Source organism: Phytomonospora endophytica (assembly GCF_014202425.1).
In the GTDB taxonomy this organism is placed as follows: Bacteria; Actinomycetota; Actinomycetes; order Mycobacteriales; family Micromonosporaceae; genus Phytomonospora; species Phytomonospora endophytica.
This window is the reverse complement of record NZ_JACHGT010000011.1, coordinates 58,651-77,856: the sequence shown is the minus strand read 5'-3', so window position 1 is coordinate 77,856 and position 19,206 is coordinate 58,651. Positions and strand designations below refer to the sequence as shown.

Annotated in this window: 22 protein-coding genes; 10 read left to right on the top strand and 12 right to left on the bottom strand. The window is 72.1% G+C overall.

Features of this window, described 5'->3' with window-relative positions:
* The first annotated feature begins 204 nt into the window (after positions 1–204).
* A complete protein-coding gene (locus HNR73_RS24185; protein ID WP_184789896.1) occupies positions 205–1,074 on the top strand; it encodes a hypothetical protein in 870 nt (289 codons plus the stop codon).
* Here the strand turns inward: HNR73_RS24185 and HNR73_RS24180 are convergent.
* The 7 genes from HNR73_RS24180 to hemC all read right to left on the bottom strand — a co-directional run bounded on the left by HNR73_RS24180 (position 992) and on the right by hemC (position 6,928).
* The gene (locus HNR73_RS24180; RefSeq protein ID WP_203686712.1) at positions 992–1,933 is read right to left on the bottom strand and encodes a DMT family transporter; all 942 of its coding nucleotides are present in this window, start codon (positions 1,931–1,933) and stop codon (positions 992–994) included. The genes HNR73_RS24185 and HNR73_RS24180 overlap by 83 nt on opposite strands.
* Positions 1,934–2,007: 74 nt before the next feature.
* The gene (locus tag HNR73_RS24175; protein WP_184789895.1) at positions 2,008–2,268 is read right to left on the bottom strand and encodes a hypothetical protein; all 261 of its coding nucleotides are present in this window, start codon (positions 2,266–2,268) and stop codon (positions 2,008–2,010) included.
* Between the two features lie 100 nt (positions 2,269–2,368).
* The gene (locus HNR73_RS24170) at positions 2,369–3,241 is read right to left on the bottom strand and encodes an aminoglycoside phosphotransferase family protein (protein WP_184789894.1); all 873 of its coding nucleotides are present in this window, start codon (positions 3,239–3,241) and stop codon (positions 2,369–2,371) included.
* A gap of 79 nt (positions 3,242–3,320) precedes the next feature.
* Positions 3,321–4,019 carry a hypothetical protein gene (locus HNR73_RS24165; RefSeq protein ID WP_184789893.1) on the bottom strand — a complete coding sequence of 233 codons (699 nt, stop codon included), beginning with the start codon at positions 4,017–4,019 and terminating at the stop codon, positions 3,321–3,323.
* Between the two features lie 35 nt (positions 4,020–4,054).
* Positions 4,055–5,419 (bottom strand): MocR-like pyridoxine biosynthesis transcription factor PdxR, encoded by a 1,365-nt coding sequence (gene pdxR, locus HNR73_RS24160; protein ID WP_184789892.1) that lies wholly within the window; start codon positions 5,417–5,419, stop codon positions 4,055–4,057.
* 84 nt (positions 5,420–5,503) lie between these two features.
* Entirely contained in the window at positions 5,504–5,899 is a 396-nt protein-coding gene (locus tag HNR73_RS41330) for a helix-turn-helix domain-containing protein (RefSeq protein ID WP_239122284.1), read from the bottom strand.
* 90 nt (positions 5,900–5,989) lie between these two features.
* Positions 5,990–6,928 carry a hydroxymethylbilane synthase gene (gene hemC, locus HNR73_RS24150; RefSeq protein ID WP_239122285.1) on the bottom strand — a complete coding sequence of 313 codons (939 nt, stop codon included), beginning with the start codon at positions 6,926–6,928 and terminating at the stop codon, positions 5,990–5,992.
* A 233-nt stretch (positions 6,929–7,161) separates the two neighbouring features.
* Between hemC and HNR73_RS24145 the strand changes: the two genes are divergently transcribed.
* The 4 genes from HNR73_RS24145 (at position 7,162) to HNR73_RS24130 (ending at position 11,286) form a co-directional block, all read left to right on the top strand.
* A complete protein-coding gene (locus HNR73_RS24145; RefSeq protein WP_184789891.1) occupies positions 7,162–8,535 on the top strand; it encodes an extracellular solute-binding protein in 1,374 nt (457 codons plus the stop codon).
* A 9-nt stretch (positions 8,536–8,544) separates the two neighbouring features.
* Entirely contained in the window at positions 8,545–9,924 is a 1,380-nt protein-coding gene (locus HNR73_RS40845; protein ID WP_184789890.1) for a carbohydrate ABC transporter permease, read from the top strand.
* A complete protein-coding gene (locus tag HNR73_RS24135) occupies positions 9,914–10,774 on the top strand; it encodes a carbohydrate ABC transporter permease (RefSeq protein ID WP_184789889.1) in 861 nt (286 codons plus the stop codon). The genes HNR73_RS40845 and HNR73_RS24135 overlap by 11 nt, the downstream gene beginning before the upstream one ends.
* Positions 10,775–10,878: 104 nt before the next feature.
* Positions 10,879–11,286 (top strand): VOC family protein, encoded by a 408-nt coding sequence (locus tag HNR73_RS24130; RefSeq protein ID WP_184789888.1) that lies wholly within the window; start codon positions 10,879–10,881, stop codon positions 11,284–11,286.
* A 376-nt stretch (positions 11,287–11,662) separates the two neighbouring features.
* Here HNR73_RS24130 and HNR73_RS24125 read toward each other — a convergent pair whose 3' ends face one another.
* The 4 genes from HNR73_RS24125 to HNR73_RS24110 form a co-directional block, all read right to left on the bottom strand.
* On the bottom strand, positions 11,663–12,391 hold the full coding sequence (locus tag HNR73_RS24125) for an anti-sigma factor (RefSeq protein ID WP_184789887.1): 729 nt from the start codon (positions 12,389–12,391) through the stop codon (positions 11,663–11,665).
* Positions 12,388–12,933 carry an ECF RNA polymerase sigma factor SigK gene (gene sigK, locus HNR73_RS24120; protein ID WP_184789886.1) on the bottom strand — a complete coding sequence of 182 codons (546 nt, stop codon included), beginning with the start codon at positions 12,931–12,933 and terminating at the stop codon, positions 12,388–12,390. The genes HNR73_RS24125 and sigK overlap by 4 nt, the downstream gene beginning before the upstream one ends.
* 119 nt (positions 12,934–13,052) lie before the next feature.
* Complete coding sequence (locus HNR73_RS24115; protein WP_184789885.1) at positions 13,053–13,559, bottom strand: hypothetical protein; 507 nt, start codon at positions 13,557–13,559, stop codon at positions 13,053–13,055.
* A 10-nt stretch (positions 13,560–13,569) separates the two neighbouring features.
* A complete protein-coding gene (locus tag HNR73_RS24110) occupies positions 13,570–14,961 on the bottom strand; it encodes an MFS transporter (RefSeq protein ID WP_184789884.1) in 1,392 nt (463 codons plus the stop codon).
* Positions 14,962–15,106: 145 nt separating this feature from the next.
* Here HNR73_RS24110 and HNR73_RS24105 point away from each other — a divergent pair, with 145 nt between their 5' ends.
* Together HNR73_RS24105 and HNR73_RS24100 are read left to right on the top strand one after the other, a co-directional pair.
* Positions 15,107–15,970 carry a helix-turn-helix transcriptional regulator gene (locus HNR73_RS24105; RefSeq protein WP_184789883.1) on the top strand — a complete coding sequence of 288 codons (864 nt, stop codon included), beginning with the start codon at positions 15,107–15,109 and terminating at the stop codon, positions 15,968–15,970.
* A 77-nt stretch (positions 15,971–16,047) separates the two neighbouring features.
* Positions 16,048–16,458 (top strand): hypothetical protein, encoded by a 411-nt coding sequence (locus HNR73_RS24100; protein ID WP_184789882.1) that lies wholly within the window; start codon positions 16,048–16,050, stop codon positions 16,456–16,458.
* 22 nt (positions 16,459–16,480) lie between these two features.
* Here the strand turns inward: HNR73_RS24100 and HNR73_RS24095 are convergent, their stop codons facing one another.
* Complete coding sequence (locus HNR73_RS24095; RefSeq protein ID WP_184789881.1) at positions 16,481–17,050, bottom strand: TetR/AcrR family transcriptional regulator; 570 nt, start codon at positions 17,048–17,050, stop codon at positions 16,481–16,483.
* A 124-nt stretch (positions 17,051–17,174) separates the two neighbouring features.
* Here HNR73_RS24095 and HNR73_RS24090 point away from each other — a divergent pair, with 124 nt between their 5' ends.
* The 3 genes from HNR73_RS24090 to HNR73_RS24080 all read left to right on the top strand — a co-directional run bounded on the left by HNR73_RS24090 (position 17,175) and on the right by HNR73_RS24080 (position 19,200).
* On the top strand, positions 17,175–17,999 hold the full coding sequence (locus HNR73_RS24090; RefSeq protein WP_184789880.1) for an SDR family oxidoreductase: 825 nt from the start codon (positions 17,175–17,177) through the stop codon (positions 17,997–17,999).
* A gap of 96 nt (positions 18,000–18,095) precedes the next feature.
* A complete protein-coding gene (locus HNR73_RS24085; protein WP_203686714.1) occupies positions 18,096–18,590 on the top strand; it encodes a GNAT family N-acetyltransferase in 495 nt (164 codons plus the stop codon).
* Positions 18,591–18,645: 55 nt separating this feature from the next.
* Positions 18,646–19,200: a flavodoxin family protein gene (locus HNR73_RS24080; RefSeq protein ID WP_203686716.1), complete on the top strand. Its 555-nt coding sequence runs from the start codon at positions 18,646–18,648 to the stop codon at positions 19,198–19,200.
* Positions 19,201–19,206 lie beyond the last annotated feature (6 nt).

Sequence of the window (19,206 nt, the reverse complement as noted above, 5' to 3'; positions counted from 1 at the left end):
CGGGGGCGGGACCTAGCATCCAGGGGTGCCCGGCATCGAGACCCGTTTCCCGGACGACCACGACGCGGCTCCCGTCGCGACGAGGCGAGCCGGGCCGAGGGAGGCCCACAAGCGTCACCATCGGGAGCGGCCACACCCGCGGGATCTGGGTCCGCCCCGCCGACCTCACCCGCCCCGCCCACACCTCCAGGCAGTAGGACGCCCATGCCCAGCACCCCCCAGCACCTCGCCAGCATCGAGACCCGCTTCCCCGAGCTCGCCGCCCACCGCCGCACCGCCACCCGCCTCCATCCCCGCCAAGGGACGCCCGCGTCCACCGAATCCAACGTCGGTGGTCCCCTCCTCTGGCCCGCCGGCGAGCCGTGGCCCGTCTGCCGCGAGGCGCACACGGACCTCCTGGAGTACAGCGACCTCGACGCCGTCGAAGCACCCGGCGGCGACCCGATCGGCGCCCTCACCGACGGCACGCCCGTCCCGCTGATCCCCGTCGCGCAGCTCTTCCGGCGCGACGTCCCCGACTTCTTCGGCCCGCCGGGTACCGACCTCGCCCAGGTGCTGTGGTGCCCGCTCGACCACGAGGCCTTCGTCCCGGCCGTCTCGGTCTTCTGGCGCACGGCCGCCGATGTCGGCGGAACAGTCGCCGAACCGCCCCCGCCCACGGTGTTCCAGTCCTGGTACGTCCCCGCCCCCTGCACCGTCGCCCCCGAGCAGGTCACCGAGTACGAGTACGGCCACCTCCTGCCGCCCGGCCTCCTCGCCCGCATCGAGGAGTGGGAGGCCGGCCGGGTCACCTACACCTGGGGCCGCTCGATCACGACCGGCTGGAAGGTCGGCGGTTTCGCGTCCTGGACTCTCTCCGACCCGTCCGACATGGTCTGCGACTGCGGCGAGCCCCTGCGCCTCTTCCTCAAGGTCGAGGGCGGCGAATGGCACGGTGACGACCTCTGGGTCCCCGACGACGCCGGCACCTTCGACGGGGACCCCACCCGCATCACGATCGGACGAGGTTACGCGCTGTGGATCTGGGTGTGCCCGTCCGACTACGCCCACCCCGTCCAGACCTCGACGCAGTGATCCCCACGCCGTAGACGATCCCCGCGACGACCAGTCCCGCCCCGGCCAGTTCCGGCACCGACGGCGTCCCCACGCCCAGCACCACCATCGTCAGCACGGCGCCGACCGGCATCACGCCCGCGAAGAGCCCGGCGCGGTCGGCGCCCAGACGCGGCAGGGCGTCGTACCAGAGCAGGAACGCGCCCGCGGTCACGACCACGCCGAGGTAGACGAAGGCGATGAGCTCGTCGCGCGTCGGCACCCGCAGGACGCCGGTCCCGTCGACGGCGAGTCCGATGCCGAGCAGCATCGGCACGGCGATCGCCGCCGAATACGCCGACACCCGCAGCGCCCCCAGCGTCGGCAGCAACGGCACGGCCAGCAGCGAGAACGACACCTCCCCCGCCAGGGCGCCGAGGGCGAGGAGCACGCCGGGCAGACTCGCACCGCCGAGGCCGGTCGCGATCGCGGTCCCGGCCGTCACGATCCCGGCGGCGACGAGGACGCGCGCGGCGGGCCGTCCCGAGCGCGCGACCAGCGGCCCGAGTACGGCCATGACGATCGGCCCGGAGCCGACGATGGTGCCGATCGTGGCAGGACTGGCGTAGGAGTTGCCGACGACGATGCACACGTTGAAGACGACCAGCCCCGTCGACGACAGCACGGCCAGCAGCGCCCATTGCCGAGGCGTCGGCCGGACCGGCGGTGGCCGGCGGATCGCCAGCACGGCGAGCAGCGCCGCCGCGCCGACGGCGTAACGGAGGGCCTGGCCGCCGTAGACGGGATAGTCGCCGATGCGCGCGGACACGGCCACGAGGGTGCCGACGAGCAGCATCCCGGCGGTCGCCTGCACGGCGCCGCGTTTCTGCGAGGGGGTCATACCTCGCAACGCTAAGCGGAATTGGTCTGCGAGTCCGTACCAATCAAGGCGCGATCACGCGGACCAATCTTCGCCTACGTCCCCCAGAAGCTGTGCGCGACGGCGGCGTGGTGCGAGGCCACCCACCGGCGGCCGAGTGGTGTGATGCCCTGGACGATCGGGCAGTCACCCGCCTCCGTCGCCTGGATGTATCCGGTCGCCGCGAGTTCGCGAACCGCGGCGATCACGAACGACGCGTCCATCTCGTAGGTCTCCGCCACGAGTGCGGCGGAGGCCTGCTGTCCTGCGGGCATCTCGGCGATCACGCGGAGTACCCGCCCCGTGTCCCTGGCCATGAGTCCATGCTGCCACCGCGAGCACGGCCCGGCGCCCCTAAATCGGATGATCGACGCAGGTAGTGGCCGATATGCGACAGCCCGGCACCGATCGGCCGGTTCAGATGACCGGATCGGCCAGCACCTGGGTGAGCACGCGCGTGTGGTCGGCTCGCAGCCCGGCGTCGGCGTCGAAGGCCATCACGGCGAGGGACTTCCACAGCGCCCAGCCGCGGGCTCGACGCCAGGTGTCGTCGTCGAGTCCGGCGGCTTCGCGGAAGACCGCGCGCTCTCCGCCCTCGAAGTGGGTCCAGGCCATGACGAGGTCGCAGGCCGGGTCGCCGACACCGCAGGTGCCGAAGTCGATGACCGCCGACAGGCGCCCGCCGGTGGCCAGCAGGTTCCCGACGGCGACGTCTCCGTGGAACCAGACGGGCCGCTCGGTCCACACCGAGGTCATGGCGGCGTGCCAGATCTCGCGGCAGGCACCGCTGTCGACGTCGAGGACGGCGAGGGCGTTCTGCACCTCGTCGGCGTAGGCGCTGGGGTGGCTGCCGCGAAAGAAGGAATGGCGTCCGGCGACCGGTCCGCCGTCGGCGGGGACCTCCCGCAGCGCCACCAGGAAGGCGCCGACGTCGCGGGCCAGGGCGGTGCGCTCGGGGGCGGCGTCCAGGACGGTCGCGCCCGGCAGCCATCGCCGCACCGACCACGGGAACGGGTAGCCCTCGGCGGGCTTCCCAACCGCGACGGGCGCGGGCACCGGCATGTCGAGATGCCCGGCGAGGACCGGCAGCCACCGGTCCTCCTTCGCGACTCCCGCGACGTAGCCCTCGGCACTGGGCAGCCGAACGGACAGCTCGTCGCCGAGCCGGAAGGTGCGGTTGTCCCAGCCCTGCCGCTCGACGGTGCGGACGGGCAGGTCGCGCCATTCCGGGAACTGCCCGGCGACGAGGGCGCGCGCCAGGTCCTCGTCGATGGAGCGCTTGTCGATCATCAGGGAATTCTGGCCGAGCGGTTCGCCCGCCCGCCATCGGTTTTCGCGGGGCGCCGCCGGTCCTCGCGGCCGGTGAGCCCTAGTCCTCGCGCAGGGCCGCGGCGATGTCGGCGACCCCGCGCACCTTCCCGCCGGGCGCGAAGGGCAGGCCGTCGGGTGAGTGGCGCAGGCCGAAGCGTTGCGCGTAGAAGCCCTCGGTCATGGCCACGCGGGTCATCTCGTCGCCGATCGGCACCTCGGTGCCCGACTCGCCACCGGCGAAGGCGGCGGCGAGGAGGACGTCCAGCTCCTCACCGTCTCCTGTGGACAGTCGTGCGATCTGGTCGAGGCTCCCGGTGAAGCGTTCGGCGAGCGCGGTGTCGCGGTCGGCGATCGCGGTGATGTCCTTGCGCAGGAAGGAAAGGAGCCGGGCGAGCGCCTTGGCGGTGAGGACGCCGTCGGTGTGGATGCGCATGGCGGCCAGGGTCGACAGCGACTCGACGGCGCCGATGTCGCTCTCGCCGCTGGCGAGGGCGAGGGCGAGGACGCGGCCGAGGAGGTAGGGGCCGGTGTCGTGGCGCCGTTTGCCGCCGGCGACGGTCTTGCTGATGGCCTGCTGGCTGACGCCGGTGAGTTCGGCGAGGCGGGCCTGGGTGTAGATGTCGGGGTAGGCGGTGCGGGCGATGGTGACCATGAAGGAGCGCATCTTCTCGGCCTTGCGGCCGGCCTCGACCTGGTGGGTGTAGTGGGTGAGGTAGCCGTCGATCTGTTCGGGTGTGAAGTCGATGCCGTCGGTCATGACTAGACTCTAGCGCGAACAACCCAGTTGTACAACTAGGTTGTGACTGCCTGGCCGAGGCGTGCGACAACGTCGTCCAGCACGCGCTCCGAGAGCCCCGCGAAACCGATGACGAGCGCGGCCGGACCCCTCGAAGCCAGCCGGTACTCGGACCCGCCGGGGAGGTCGAGACCGAGCTCGCGGGCGCGGGCGACGACGGCGGCCTCGTCGGCGCCCGGCGGCAGCTCGACGTAGAGGTGCTGCCCGGCGGAGACGCCGTGCGCGCGGGAGCCGGGGATGTGGCGGGCCAGCGCGGCGATGAGGGCGTCACGCCGGGAGCGGTAACGCTGGCGCATCGCGCGGACGTGACGGTCGTATTCGCCGGTCTCGATGAGGCGGGCGAGGACGTGCTGTTCGAGCATCGGCGAGCCGAGGTCGGTCTCGGCGCGAATCCGCCGGATCGCCGCCGTGATCGCCGGTGGGGCGGCGATCCAGCCGAGCCGCAGACCCGGCGCGAGGGCCTTCGAGACCGATCCGATGAGGACGGTCCTATCTGGACGAAGGCCCTGCAGGCAGCCGACGGGGTCGCGGTCGTAGCGGAACTCGGCGTCGTAGTCGTCTTCGACCGCGACGGCACCGGGACGGTCGAGCCACTCCCCGAGCGCGGCCCGCCGTGCCGCCGACAGGACGACGCCGGTCGGGTACTGGTGCGCGGGGGTGAGCAGGACGGCGGTGGCCGCACCGCGCGACAGCGCGGCGATGTCCATGCCCTCGGCGTCGACGGGGACGGGGTGGAGCCGCGCGCCGGCGGACGTGAGCAGCGGAAGCTGGCGGGGACTTGTCGGGTCCTCGACGGCGAGGTCGCGCGGGCCGAGGGCACGCATGAGGAGGCTCAGGCCGTGCGCGACGCCGCCGACGACGGTGAGGTCGGCGGCGGTGACGCTGGCGGCGCGGACCCGGCGCAGGTAGCCGGCGAGAACCTCGCGCAACGGTTCGACGCCGCCGGGGTCGGGGTAGCCGAAGGCGCTGTGCGGGAGGGTCGCCAGGACGTGGCGGGTCGCGGTGAGCCACTGCCGCCGGGGAAAGGCCGTCAGGTCGGGTGTGCCGACGCGCATGTTGAGCCCCGCCGGCGCGGGCGCCGCGGTGGGCGGGACCGGCGCGACGGGCCGCTGCGGCACGTCGGCGACCCGCGTCCCCGACCCCTGCGCCGAGCTCAGGAAGCCCTCGGCCGTCAGCTGCGCGTAGGCCTCGACGACCACCCCGCGCGACACGCCCAGGTCGGCGGCCAGGACGCGACTCGGCGGCAGCGCCGCCCCGGCGGCGAGGCGCCCGTCGCGCACGGCCTCGCGCAACTGCCCGGCGAGATCCCGCGCGAGGCCACGCCGCCGCGTGACGTCGAGGGTGAGGTGGAGGTCGGGCACGGGTCGAGGGTAATGCGCCGTCACGCCTGCTCGCGACGCCGTCCGCCACCGCGTGCGCGTAGCCGCAGTTGCGGCGCAACGGGTTCAGGTCTCGGCTTTCCGTCCTCCACCGCGTGCGCGTAACCGCACCCCCGGCTCGACGAGGAGCCGGTGGACGAACACGTACGAGCGGCCGGTGTCGGCGGCAAAGGCGCGGACGCTCTCGCCTTGGGCGTAACGCTGGACGAGATCACGCGCGAGCGGCGCCCGCCCGGTGGCGACGAGACGCCTGCCGCCGCCTTCGACAAGTGCCACGCGCGTGTCCGTCGCCGCCTCGCCGTCGGCCGAGCAGGCCGGACGCCCGGCGGGTGGCGTGCGGCCGGTGTCGGCGGCACAGGCGCGGATGCTCTCGCCTTGGGCGTAACGCTGGACGAGATCACGCGCGAGCGGCGCCCGCCCGGTGGCGACGAGACGCCTGCCGCCGCCTTCGACGAGCGCCACGCGCGTGTCCGTCGCCGCCTCGCCGTCGGCCGAGCAGGCCGGACGCCCGGCGGGTGGCGTGCGGGAACCGCGATCACGGCACGGCGAGCCCTACCCCGCCTCCTCCGCCGCCCCCGCGATCACGTCCGCCGCGCCGGCGGCGAGGAGTTCGGTCGCGACGGCCGCGCCGATGTCGGCGGCCTCCTCGGGCTTGCCGCTGGCCGTGGCCTCCAGGAACACCGCGCCGTCGGGGCTGTACACGGCCCCGCGCAACGAAAGGAGCTCGCCGTGCACGGCCCAGCCCGCGATGGGGCTGTGGCAGTTCCCGCCGAGACCGCGCAGGAGCGCGCGTTCGGCGGTCGCGGCCTGCCGCGTCGGCTCGTGGTCGAGGCGCTCGACGAGTTCACGCGTGGCCGCGTCGGTGGTCCGCGTCGTGACCACGATGATGCCGGCGCCGATGGCGGGGATCATGCGCTCGGGGTCGGCGAGGGCCGTCTCGCGGTGCGGCAGGCCGATCCGCGCGAGTCCGGCGCGCGCCAGGATCAGGGCGTCGAACTGACCACCACCGTCCAGTTTGGACAACCGGCTGTTGGCGTTGCCCCGGATCGGCGCGGTCTTCAGCGCCGGCCAGTGCCGGGCGAGCTGCGCGCGGCGGCGCACCGAGCTCGTCCCGACGATCGTGCCCGGCGTCAGGTCGTCGAGCCCGCGGCCGCTCAGGGAGATCACCACATCGCGCGCGTCCTCGCGCTCCAGGTAGGCCGCGATCATCAGCCCCTCGGGCAGATCGACGTCACCGGGCACGTCCTTCAGGCAGTGCACGCCGACCTCGAAGTCGCCTTCGACCTGCATCGCGTCGAGCTCGCGGGTGAAGGCGCCCTTGCCGCCGAGGGCGGCGAGGCTGCCCGTCCAGCGGTCGCCGGACGTGGTGACGCGCACCAGTTCCGTGCGGTCCTCGGGATGCAGGTGCCGCAGGGCACGGGCGACGGCCTCGGCCTGCGCGACGGCCATGGGCGATGAACGGGTGCCGATCCGAACGGTTCGTGGGCTCACACGGGCAGGTTACGCCGCTGCTCACCGGGCCCCGACGGCCCGTCGCGAATGGGACGGGAAGGCCCCAACCGCACCGACATTTCCGATCGGCGGCGATCTTTACCTGTGAGTCACATTCGCTTAACATGGCCTTTCGCACGCCGTCCGTACACATTGCTGATACTCCAACCTGCACGGTTACCCCCCTCGAAGTCTTGCCATCCCCCGGTAAGCGCCCGACCCTTGGAGAGTCAATGCGCCTCTCGCGCAGCATCCTGGCCGCCTCGGCGGCCCTCGCCCTCATCGCCGGCACCGTCGCCTGCTCCAAAGAAGACGACGCGGCCGGTGACAAGCAGATCGACGTCTGGATCGCCTTCACCGACTACCGCCTCGACTGGGCGAAGGCGCGTGCGGACGAGTTCAACGCCAAGCACCCCGAGCACCCGGTCGTCATCTCCGGGTACGACTCCTACGAGGTGCTCTTCGACGCCGTCAGCGCCGCCATCCAGAAGGGCACGCCGCCCGAGATCGTGCAGTACTTCGAGGCCGCGACACAGGACGCGCGCGACGCCGTGAACAAGGACGGCGAGCCGCTGTTCATCTCGGTGCAGCAGGCGATCAACGGCCGCACCGACGTCCTCGGCGAGCCGGTCGTGCTCGACGACGTCGTCGACGCCGCCCGGAACTACTACACCACCGACGGCCAGTTCAGCTCGATGCCGTGGAACACCTCGACCACGCTGTTCTACTCCAACAAGGACATGCTGGAGAAGGCCAAGGTCGGCAAGGTCCCCGAGACCTGGGACGAGATCGAGGCCGCCTGCGCCAAGATCATGAAGCTGTCCGACGCCCCGAAGCACTGCATCACCTGGCCGAACCACGGCTGGTTCCCCGAGCAGGCCGTGGCGCAGCAGGGCGGCCTGATCGCCGACAACGAGAACGGCCGTGCGGGCCGGGCGCAGAACATCGACTACACCTCCGAGGAGCTGCTCAACTTCGTCAAGTGGGAGAAGGAGCTCTACGACTCGGGCACCTATTACTACTCCGGCAAGCAGAACGACTGGGACGGCCCGCAGAACGCCTTCGCCGCCAAGGAGGTCGGGTTCCTGATGACCTCGGCCGGTGACGCGACGGCCATCGTCGGCGCCGGCAAGGACGGCGGCTTCGGCGTCGACGTCAGCCGGATGCCCTACAACGGCGACGTTCCCTACGCCGGCAACCTCATCGGCGGCGCCACCCTGTGGCTGACCGACAAGCAGGGCGAGGCCAAGCAGGACGCGTCGCTGGCGTTCATGCAGTTCCTCAACAACCCCAAGAACGCCGCCGACTGGCACAAGACCACCGGCTACATCCCGATCACCAAGGCCGCCGGCGCGCTCCTGGAGCAGGAGGGCTGGTTCACCGAGAACCCGTACCAGAAGGTCGCCACCGAACAGCTCGCGCTGGCCAACGGCACCCCGGCCGCCACGGGCGTGCTGCTCGGCAGCTTCGTGAGCATCCGCGCGGTGCTGACGCAGGCCGTCGAGGACGTGCTGGTCTCGGGCGCCGACCCGGCGACCCGTTTCGCCAAGGCACAGGAGGACGCGCAGAAGCTCCTCACCGACTACAACGCCTTGTACGGCGGCTGATCGACCGCCGTGCCGATCTATCCGCTGATGCCGCCGCTGTTCGCGGCGGTCACCCTCATCGGCGCGTTCGTCGGCTGGACGGTCTGGCGTAACGCCGGACTGTCCGGCCGGCGCGGCGCGCTCATCGTCGCCCCGGCGGCGTTCCTGGGTCCCTTCCTGACGATGGTGCCGCTCCAGTCGTGCACCTTCGAACCCGAGCGCTCCGGACTCGATCTGGGCGTCGGGATCGCCGCCTTCGCCGCCGGTGCGGCGGTCCTGACCGGCGCGACGGCCTGGATCGGCCGCGCGCTGTCGAAGCCGGGCGGCTGGGCCAACCTCGACGACCGCGCCGAGTCGGGCAGTTTCCGCGGCGGCGCCCCGGCCGCCCTGGCGCTGCTCCTGCCGACGCTGGCCGTCCTCGCCGTCTTCCTCTACTGGCCGCTGTTCGAGACGCTGCGGCTGTCGACGCAGCTGACGCGCCGGGGCAACCCGATCGAGCGTTTCTCCTGTGTGGACAACTACACCGAACTGCTCGGCCCGAGCGTGGAGGTGTGGTTCGTGGTGCCGCTGGCGGCGCTGCTGCTCGTCGCCGTCGGCGCCGAACTGGCCCGCCGCGCCGACGCCCTCGGCACCGGGCGGCTCGCGCCGGACCTGCGCCGCCTGCGCGGCTGGCTGACCGTCCTCACCGTCATCACCGGTGCGGCCTCGCTGTTCGGGCCCGAGTACCGCTCGGTCTTCGTGACCACGATGATCCTGACCAGCGCGACCGTCCTGATAGGACTCGCCGTCGGGCTCGGCATCGCCCTGCTGGTCTCGCAGCCGATCAAGGGCCGTGCGATCTACCGGACGCTGCTGATCTGGCCTTTCGCGGTCAGCCCGCCGATCGCCGGCATCCTGTTCTTCGTCATGTTCGACCCGCTGACCGGCATCGTCGGGCACCTCTACGAGGCGCTGACGCCGTGGGACATGCCGAACTACCGGACCGACCCGGTCCTGGCCCGTGGCCTGGTGATCCTGGCCAGCGTGTGGAAGACGCTCGGTTTCACCATCCTCTTCTACATCGCCGGGCTGCAGAACGTCTCGACGAACATGCTGGAGGCCGCGCGCCTCGACGGCGCCAACGCCTGGCAGCGGCTGCGCTTCTTCATCGTCCCGGCGCTGACCCCGATCACGTTCTTCCTCGTGGTCACCAACGTGACCTACGCGTTCTTCGAGGTCTTCGGCACGATCTCCTACCTCACCGAGGGCGGCCCGTCCGGCGCGACCGTCGACGCGATGTTCTCGGTGTGGCAGTCGGCCGAATGGATCGGCGACGGCGCGGCCCGCTCGCTGGTGCTGTTCGTGATGGTCCTCGCGGTGACCGCCTGGCAGTTCCGCGCCACCGGAAGGCGAGTCCACTATGGAGGCTGACACCAAGACCGGGACGGCGCAGGCCGTACGGCGCAACAAACCACGGCGGCGGACCGCGCACATCCACATCGCGCTGATCGTGATCTGCGCGGTGCTGTGCGCGCCGGTCGTCTACGCCCTGCTCGGATCGACGCAGAACAACTCGCAGCTGCTGAACTTCCGGCTGTCCCCCGGCGAGTTCTTCGGCGAGAACCTCTCGGTCGTGTGGAATGACCGGGACCTGTGGCGGTACATGCTCAACTCGGCGGTCATGTCGGCGATCATCGCCACCGGCAAGGCGATCACCGGGATCCTGGCCGGACTGGCCTTCGTGTACTTCCGCTTCCCGGGCCGGTCGATCGTCTTCGTGCTGGTGCTGGTCACGCTGATGATGCCGACGGAGGTGTCGATCCTCGCGCTGTTCGGGATCGTCGACGACCTCGGCATGTCCGACTCCCTCGCGGGGCTGACGATCCCGTTCCTGGCCTCGGCGACGGCGGCCTTCCTGTTCCGGCAGCACTTCGCCAACCTCCCGGCGAACCTGTCGGAGGCCGCGCAGCTCGACGGCGCCAACCCGCTGCAGTTCCTGTGGCGGGTGCTGATCCCCATGTCGTGGAACGTCACGGGGGCGCTGTTCGTGATCCAGTTCCTGTACGGCTGGAACATGTACCTGTGGCCGCTGCTGTCGGTGTCGGGCAGTGAGAACCAGGTCGTGCAGGTCGGGCTGGCCAGCCTCCAGGCCGCCGGTGAGGGGCAGTCCTACGGGCCGCTGCTCATGGGCGCGCTGGTGGCGTCGCTGCCGCCGGTGCTGGTGTTCCTGGCACTGCAGCGGCCGTTCATGACGGGATTCGCGCTGACACGGGACAAGTAGCGCGCCGATGTCCACAGGGGACCGTCCTTCGGGGCGGTCCCTTCGGCGTGCCGGGCGCACCCGAAACGCTCCTCGGCGCCGCCACCCCCACCTAAGCTCCCCCCATGACCGAAACCGACGAGAGCCGCGGCATCTCCCCCGAACGCTGGAACCGCAAGGACTGGTGGGGCGTCGTCATCGACACCGACGACGTCGAGACCCTCACGCTCTTCTACTCCCGGCTGCGCGGCTGGCGGATCTGGAAGATGGACACCGCCGGCTCGGCCCTCGACCTCGGCGAAGGCGCCGGCTATCTCGGCGTCCAGCACAATCCCGCCTACGTCCGCCCGGTCTGGCCCGCGCCGGAAGGCGCGCAGCAGATGATGCTGCACCTCGACTTCCAGGTCACCGACCTCGAAGCCGAGACCGCCCGCGCCGTCGAGCTCGGCGCCGAACTCCCCGAACACCAGCCGCAGGACGACGTCCGCGTCCTCCTCGACCCGGCCGGGCATCCCTTCTGCCTCTACACGTAGCCGACCCGGCCGGCACGGGTCTCCGCCGGGCCCGGCCGGACGAGCCCACGTCCGGCCGGGCGCGGGCGCGCGACCGCGGCAGCACCACGAGGGCCGCGGCTTCCCACCAGCGCGCAGGGAAAGGCGGCAGGGCGTCGATCCAGGACGCCATGGGACGCCGGGACGTGATGACCCTCCCGGCGTCGGCTGCTTCTCCGGCGACATCGGCACACGTGCGGCCACACCGTCCCCTTCGCGGTGTGGACGTCGCCACCGGCCACCGGCGGTGACGCGTGGCAAGAAGGAACGGGTCGTCTCCCACGGCCTTCCCTCCATTCCCGCGCCACCGGTGGACATCTCCACCGGTGTTCGCGGCCGGACGGGGACCGGATGGGTATCACCCGAGATCGACTATGCCGACCGGGTGCGTCGGGGTCGGCGAGCCGCCGGCGGGTTCGGCCGACAGGGCGACGCGGGTGGCGGTGCCGATGTCGACGAGGGCGGTGCTGTCGGGCATGAGCCCGGCGCTGACCATGCGCCCGTCGACGTCGAGCCACAGCTGGTAGGCCCGGTCGGGCGGCAACGCGGGCATGCCCACGCGTGTGACGACGGCGGCGTCGAGCGCGGCCGACCGCACCACGAGGAGCTCGCCGCCGTCGGTGGCGGGCACGGTCGCGGCGATCGCGTCGGGCGCGGCGAGGACCGTCGCGATCCGCTCGGTCCGCGCCTGCACGGCGTCGGCCTCGGCCTGCGCGTCGGCGACGCGCTGTTCCTGGACGGCGTAGGTGACCGCGGCGGTCCCGAAGGCGAGGATCCCGGCGGCGACGGCCACGGCCGTGCGGGTGCGCCAGCGGCGGACGACGGGCGCCTCCGCGATCGGCGTCTCGCGGGTGCGCGGCGGCAACTGGCGGGTACGGGACACCGCGCGCATGACCTCACCGCGCAGCCGCGCGGGCGGCACGGCGGCCGAGGCGTCGGCGAGCCGGGCGGCGGTCGCGGTCAGTTCGGCGGCCTCGCGCGAGCAGGACGGGCAGCGACCGAGGTGGCGTTCGACGCGGGCGCGGTCGAGGTCGTCCAGCGCGTCGAGGGCGTAGGCCCCGACGAGGGTGTGGACGTCGTCGCTCATCTCCTCACCTCCAGGCAGTCGCGGAGACGGATGAGGCCGTCGCGCATGCGGGTCTTGACGGTGCCGAGCGCGACGTCGAGGGTGGCGGCGACCTGTGGGTAGGTGAGACCGCCGTAGAAGGCGAGGGCGATCGACTCGCGCTGGAGTTCGCTCAAGGTGCGCAGGCACCGGCGGAGCTGCTGGCGTTCGAGGCGGCCCAGGGTCTCCTCGGTGACGTCGTCGAAGGGAATCTCGCCCTGACCCGCGGCGACGCGGTTCTCCCGTTCGGTGCGCGACTGGGAGCTGCGGACGCGGTCGACGGCGCGCCGGTGGGTGAGCGTCATGATCCACGAGATGGCCGAGGCCCGGGCGGGGTCGAAGCGGGCGGCGAGGCGCCACACGTCGACGAGGGCCTCCTGCGCGACCTCCTCGGCCTGCGCGGGGTCGCGCAGGACGCGGCGGGCGAGGCCGTAGACGCGTGGGGCGACCTGGTCGTAGAGCCTCTCGAAGGCGCCTTCGTCCCCTTTCGCGACGAGGCGGAGGAGGTCGTCGGGGGTGGACATGGGCGCGCCCTCGGGGTGGGCGTGAGCTTCGAAATCCCGTCTCACCGTGACTCCCGTTGTCGGTCTCCCCGGTGATTCGCGGCGGGGGCGGGAGCGGATTGGTCGGGGGCGCGGTTATCTCACTGACCGACGACGGCCACGACGCCGAGGCCCTCGCGCGCGGCCTCCCGCAGCCAGGCGAGCTGCTGGCCGACGACCCAGGCGAAGCGTTCGAGGTCGGGGACGTGTGCGTCGGTGAAGCAGTCCGGCGCGATGGCGGCCTCGATCTCGTCCCAGGCGACCCCGATGGTGTCGATCACCGCGACCCGGGCGGGCCGCAGCGCGTAGAAGGCGCCCGAGTGGGGCAGTTCCGCGTCCTCGGCGAGGTCGTCGGCGGCGGAGTCGTCGCCGTAGAAGGCGCCGATCACCGCGTCGGTGCGGGCCAGCAGCGGGCGTGAGAGCAGCGGCCGCATCCGCTCGTAGGCGAACTGCGCGGCCTGGAAGGCGAAGCGGCCGGCGAAGTCCCGCTCGGTGAAGCAGGGCGGGACGTCCTCGTGCGCCCAGAAGAAGTCGAGGCCGCGCGATGTTCGCGCGGCCTCGACGGTCGCCGGCCAGTCGGCGAGAAGTCCGTGGACGTCGTAGCCCATGGGCGGGAGCCTACTTTCGACGCAGCCCCACCCCCACCAGGACCGCCGCCGCCAGTACCAGCCCGGCGTTGACCAGCACCGCCGTCCCGACCCCGTCGAGGACGCTCCCGCCGCCGGCGACGCCCGCGGCGACGACCGCGCTCATCACCGGGATGCCCATCGTGATCCCGACCTGCTGCGTCATCGTGGCCAGGCCGGTCGCCAGGCCCTGCTCCCCGTCGGGGAGCCCGGAGGTCGCGGTGACCATGAAGCCGACGATCGCGACCATGTTCCCGACGCCGCCGAGGGCGGTGGCGGCCAGCAGGAGCGTGAGCCAGCCCCGGTCGGCGCCCAGAAGCACCAGGGACGCCGTCGCCACGGCCTGCACGGCGAGGCCGCCGACGAGGGCCGCGCGGGTCCCGATGCGGGCGATGACGCGGGCGCCGATCACGCCGCCCACCACGGTTCCGGCGCCGAGGACGCCGAAGGCGAGACCGGTCGCGAAGGCCGAGTAGCCGAGGACCTGCTGGAGGTAGAGGGTCATCAGGAACACCAGGGAGGTCTCGGTCGCGAAGGCGATCAGCCCGGCGAGGTTGCCCCAGATGACCGTGCGGCGCTTGAGGATCCCGACCGGCACGAGGGGCGCGCCGGCCCGGCGCTCGACGAGCCAGAAGGCGACCAGCAGGACCGCGCCGACCGCGAACGCCGCCAGGGCGAGGGGTTCGGTGAAGCCGTGCTCACCGGCGCGGGTGAGACCGTAGACGACGGCGAGCAGGCCACCGGTGACGGTCACCGCGCCGGGCACGTCCAGTTTCCGTTGCGGGACACGGCTTTCGGCGATCAGCATGGGCGCGACGACGAGGACCGCGACGGCGACGGGCACGTTGATGAAGAAGGCCCAGCGCCAGCTGAGCAGGTCGGTGAGCAGTCCGCCGAGGACGGCCCCGGCCGTGAAACCGGCCGACATGAGGGCGCCGTTGAGGCCCAGTGCCTTGTCCCGCAAGGGTCCTTCCGGGAAGGACGTGGTCAGCAGGGACAGCCCGGCGGGCGTCACGACGGCGGTCGCGAGGCCTTGGACGACCCGTGCGATCAGCAGGATCTCCGGCGTCTGCGCCAGACCGCCCGCCAGGGAGGCGATCGCGAGGACCGCCATGCCGCCGAGGAACAGCCGCCGCCTGCCGAACAGGTCGGCGACCCGTCCGGCGAGGAGGGTGAAACCGGCCGCGGCGAGCGCGAATCCGGTCGCGATCCATTGCAGCCCGCCGAGGGTGAAGCCCAGGCCCTCGCCGATCACCGGCAGCGCCACGTTCAGGATGGAGAAGTCGACGGCGAGCATGAACTGCGCCACCAGCAGCACCACCAGTACGGCCTTGCTCCGGCCGCTCATGCGCGTCGTCACCGGACGTTCCAGCGTCGTCGTCATCGTCTTTGCCCTTCACCGCTTGCGAATCAGTCGATGACGATCGTGCGACGGCGGCGGCACGGCTGCCAGACACCCCGATTTCCTACCACCGGCAGGGTCAGGCTCGCGGTGGCCGCGTCGGTGATCATCGGCGAATACTGGGGACATGAGCGAACTCGGCGACTTCCTGCGCACCCGTCGCGCCCGCCTCAACCCCGAGGAGGTGGGCCTGACGTCGTACGGCGCCCGCCGCCGCGTGCCGGGGCTGCGCCGGGAGGAGCTGGCGCAGCTGGCGGGGGTGAGCGTGGCGTACTACACGCGCCTGGAGCAGGGGCAGAGCCGCAACGCCTCCGACTCGGTCCTCGACGCCGTCGCGCGGGCCCTGCGGCTCGACGACGACGAGCGGGCGCACCTGCTGCATCTGGCGCGGCCGGTGAAGAAGCGGCGGCCGCCGGTGGCCCGCCCCGAGACCGCGCGGACGGCGACGAGGCAGCTCATCGAGGCCCTCGACGGCGTCCCGGCGGCGGTCCTCGACCGGCGCACGAACGTCCTGGCCTGGAACCGTTTCGGGCACGCGCTGCTCGCCGGGCACCTCGCCTTCGACGACCGCCCGAACCTCGCGCGGCTGCTGTTCCTCGACCCGCACACGCGCGAGCTCTACCCACGCTGGGACGAGGAGGCGCGCGTCGCGATCGCGTCGCTGCGGATGGTCGCCGGGGAGAACCCGGAGGACCGCGCGCTGGCCGAACTGATCGGCGAGCTGTCGATGAAGAGCGGCGAGTTCACCTCGCTGTGGGCGCGGCATCCGGTGCGGACGTGCACCTTCGGGGTCAAGCTGCTGCACCATCCGCTGGTCGGCGAGCTGGAGCTGAACTTCGAGAACATGGTCCTGCCCGACGACTCCGGGCAGCGTGTGCTGATGTACAGCGCGGCGCCGGGCAGCCCGGCCCGCGGCGGGCTGGACCTGCTGCGGGAGCTGACGGCGCCGCCGGCGCGCCTCTCGGAGCGTCAGGCCGCCGACGGGGGGTGAGGTCGCGGGTCGTCCGGCGTCTCCACATTGGACGTTTGCTCCTCGCTTGTACGCTCCACGCGACACGAGGGGGACCATTGCACCAGCCGCGAGCGCGTGAGCCGTGGTACGTCACGGCATTGCAGGCGATCGCCTGGACGGAGAGCGGTCCGGTCGCCGTCTACACCCTTTCGGTGCTGATGAGCACCGTCACCGGCCGCTTCGGCCCGCAGGGGGCCCTGGTGCCCGTCCTGGCGGTCGTGGGTCTCGGCACGACCGCGGTGATCGTCATGGCGGCCGTCGGCGCGGGCCGTCGGCGGCCGTGGGCGGCGTGGGCACTGCTCGCCGGGCAGCTCGGTCTGTTCCTCATCTGCGCGATGGTGTTCACCTCCGCGGCGCGCCGGGACAGCGGGTTCACCGCGCTCGTCTTCGCGCTGGGCGCGGTCGTCGCCGTCGGCGTCGGGGTGGTCGCGGTCCTGGCACTGAACAATCGGGTACCTCGGACCTGACGATCCCTCCGGCCCGCACCGCTCAGCCCCCGTCCAGCGCGTCGATCCAGTCCTGGAGGCGGCGAAGCTGCCCGGCCATCAAGGCGGGGTCGGCGAAGACGTTGGTGAGCAGCGAGATGCCCTGGTACGACGCGACCAGGGACACCGCGAGCTCGCGGGCGTCGGCCCGGCCCATGAGGGTGAACTGCCGCTCGACCCAGTCGACGAGCAGTCCCATCACGGTGGCGGCGGTGCGGTTGAGGCCGTCGTCGCGTTTGCCCAGTTCGGCGGACATCGAGCCGGTGGGGCAGCCGAAGCGGGCGGCCTGCTCGCGCTGTTCGGCCCAGCCGGCGAGGAGGGCCTTGAGCCGTGCCTTCGGTGTCGTGAGCGTCTCGAAGGCGTCGGTCATGGCGCGCAGGGCGCGAGCCTGTTCCTCCATGGCCGCCTCGACGAGCTGGTCCTTGGTCTTGAAGTAGTAGTAGACGTTGCCGACCGGGACCTCCGCGGTCCGCGCGATGTCGGCGATGGTCGTCTTCTCCACGCCCTGCTCGTAGAGCACCTGGGCGGCGGCGGCGACCAGCCGCTCCCTCTTGTCCACCTGTGTCCTGGCCATGCCGTCAACGATAGCGACCGCTTGAGTTAGTTACCTGACTCACAACGCTGGACAGACGGGCGGGGGGTCTCGTAGTGTTCCGCAAGTCAGTCAGTCAACTAACTAAATCTCTTGAGGAGCCATCGTGATCACCGTGACCGGAGCGACCGGAAACGTCGGCACCATTCTCGTTTCGACCCTGATCGCAGCGGGTGAGCAGGTCAGCGCGGTATCGCGCGGGGCCGCGGAATTCCCTTCCGGGGTCGTCCATCACCGTGCGGACCTGAGCGACCCGTCGAGCCTGGCGCCCGCGGTCGACGGGTCGGACGCCCTGTTCGTCCTGCTCCCCGGCGAGATGGCGGACATCGACCCGCACAAGATCTTCGCCACCGCCGAAGCCGGTGGCGTGCGGCGTGTCGTCCTGCTCTCCTCGCAGGGCGTGGTCTCACGCCCGATGCACGCCCCCCTCGGGGCCTTCGAGGAGGCGCTGAAGGAGTCGGGCCTGGGCTGGACCGTGCTGCGCCCGGCGGGTTTCGCCTCCAACGCGTTCATGTGGGCCGAGTCGGCACGGACCGCCCGCATGGCGGCCGCCCCCTTCGCCGACGTGGCCCTCCCGGTCGTCGACCCGGCCGACATCGCCGCGATGGCCGCCGCCGCACTGCTCGACGCGAAGCACGACGGGCGGACGTACACCGTCACCGGCCCGGCCCCGATCTCACCGCGCGAGCAGGTCGCCGCGATCGCCGCGGCCGTCGGCGCCGACATCGGCTTCCACGAGCTCAGCCGGGACGACGCCTTCACCGCCATGTCGGCGTTCATGCCCGCGGAGGCCGTCGAGGCGACGCTCGCCATCCTCGGCGAACCGACCGACCACGAGCGGACCGTCAGCGCCGACGTGCGGGAGGTCCTCGGCCGCCCGGCCGGGAGCTTCGCCGGCTGGGCCGCGCGGAACGCCGCGGCGTTCGCCTGACCCACCTGGAGAATCGGCGGCCGACGACACGTCGGCCGCCTTCGGCTCCGCCCGGCTCCGTGCCGGGGCGCGAGCACCGCATGTCAGGATCGGCCGGTGATCATCCGACCGCGCGAACCTTCCGACCTGCCCGCCCTCGTCGCCGCGCTGCGCGAGGTCCATGAGGCCGACGCCTACCCGGTGAACTGGCCCGACGACCCGGCGGCGTGGCTCGACCCGCCGAAACTGCTCGACGCGCGCGTCGCCGAGCTCGACGGCGAGATCGTCGGCCAGGCCGGGATCGGTGAGACCGAAGGGCTGCCCGCGAAGGTGCTCGCGGTCGTCGGCGACGAACCGGTCGCGGCCGTCGTCCGGCTGTTCGTGGCGCCCTCGGGGCGTGGGCACGGCGCCGGGAGGCTCCTGCTCGACGCGGCCGTCGCGATGGCCGCCGGGCGTGGCGCGCGGGCGGTGCTGGACGTCGAAGCCGGTGGTACGGCGGCGATCGCGCTCTATGAGCGGGCCGGCTGGAAGCGCGTCCACAGTGGACCTGGCGACTGGACGACGCCGTCGGGCGAGACCGCGCTCCTGCACCACTACGTCGGACCCTCTTGACAGTTGTACTTGCGCGTGCATATATTGCTCGCACATACATGACCGGAGGCCGCACGTGACCACGCGCAAGTTCGTCTTCATCCTCGGCAGCTCCCGTCCCGGCGGCAACACCGAGGACCTCGCCCGGCTCGCCGCCCGCGACCTCCCCGAGGACGCCGAGCAGGTCTGGCTCGACCTGGAACGGTTGCGGCTGCCCGACTTCAGCGACGTCCGCCACGCGCCCGGGCACGAATACGCGTGGCCGTCGGGCAATGAGGAGACGCTGCTCCGCGAGACCCTCTCGGCGACCGACCTCGTCATCGCGTCGCCGCTGTACTGGTACAGCGTCTCGGCGAGCGTCAAGCGCTACCTCGACTACTGGTCGGGCTGGCTGCGGGTGCCGGGCGCCGACTTCCGCGAGACCATGGCCGGGAAGACGATGTGGGGCGTCAGCGTCGTCAGCGACGAGGACCTGTCGCTGGCCGAACCGCTCAGCGGCACCCTGCGCATCTCCGCCGAGTACATGGGGATGCGCTGGGGCGGAACACTTCTGGGCTTCGGGAACCGCCCCGGGGACGTGCTCGCCGACGAGCCGAGCCTGCTGCGGGCCAAGGGCTTCTTCACCGGGTGACTGGCG

What these genes read in the sequence shown, in the direction of transcription:
- HNR73_RS24185 (WP_184789896.1), top strand. Translation starts at nt 205, where the DNA reads ATGCCCAGCACCCCCCAGCACCTCGCCAGCATCGAGACCCGCTTCCCC.
- HNR73_RS24180 (WP_203686712.1), bottom strand. Translation starts at nt 1,933, where the DNA reads ATGACCCCCTCGCAGAAACGCGGCGCCGTGCAGGCGACCGCCGGGATG.
- HNR73_RS24175 (WP_184789895.1), bottom strand. Translation starts at nt 2,268, where the DNA reads ATGGCCAGGGACACGGGGCGGGTACTCCGCGTGATCGCCGAGATGCCC.
- HNR73_RS24170 (WP_184789894.1), bottom strand. Translation starts at nt 3,241, where the DNA reads ATGATCGACAAGCGCTCCATCGACGAGGACCTGGCGCGCGCCCTCGTC.
- HNR73_RS24165 (WP_184789893.1), bottom strand. Translation starts at nt 4,019, where the DNA reads ATGACCGACGGCATCGACTTCACACCCGAACAGATCGACGGCTACCTC.
- HNR73_RS24145 (WP_184789891.1), top strand. Translation starts at nt 7,162, where the DNA reads ATGCGCCTCTCGCGCAGCATCCTGGCCGCCTCGGCGGCCCTCGCCCTC.
- HNR73_RS24135 (WP_184789889.1), top strand. Translation starts at nt 9,914, where the DNA reads ATGGAGGCTGACACCAAGACCGGGACGGCGCAGGCCGTACGGCGCAAC.
- HNR73_RS24130 (WP_184789888.1), top strand. Translation starts at nt 10,879, where the DNA reads ATGACCGAAACCGACGAGAGCCGCGGCATCTCCCCCGAACGCTGGAAC.
- HNR73_RS24125 (WP_184789887.1), bottom strand. Translation starts at nt 12,391, where the DNA reads ATGAGCGACGACGTCCACACCCTCGTCGGGGCCTACGCCCTCGACGCG.
- sigK (WP_184789886.1), bottom strand. Translation starts at nt 12,933, where the DNA reads ATGTCCACCCCCGACGACCTCCTCCGCCTCGTCGCGAAAGGGGACGAA.
- HNR73_RS24115 (WP_184789885.1), bottom strand. Translation starts at nt 13,559, where the DNA reads ATGGGCTACGACGTCCACGGACTTCTCGCCGACTGGCCGGCGACCGTC.
- HNR73_RS24110 (WP_184789884.1), bottom strand. Translation starts at nt 14,961, where the DNA reads ATGACGACGACGCTGGAACGTCCGGTGACGACGCGCATGAGCGGCCGG.
- HNR73_RS24105 (WP_184789883.1), top strand. Translation starts at nt 15,107, where the DNA reads ATGAGCGAACTCGGCGACTTCCTGCGCACCCGTCGCGCCCGCCTCAAC.
- HNR73_RS24095 (WP_184789881.1), bottom strand. Translation starts at nt 17,050, where the DNA reads ATGGCCAGGACACAGGTGGACAAGAGGGAGCGGCTGGTCGCCGCCGCC.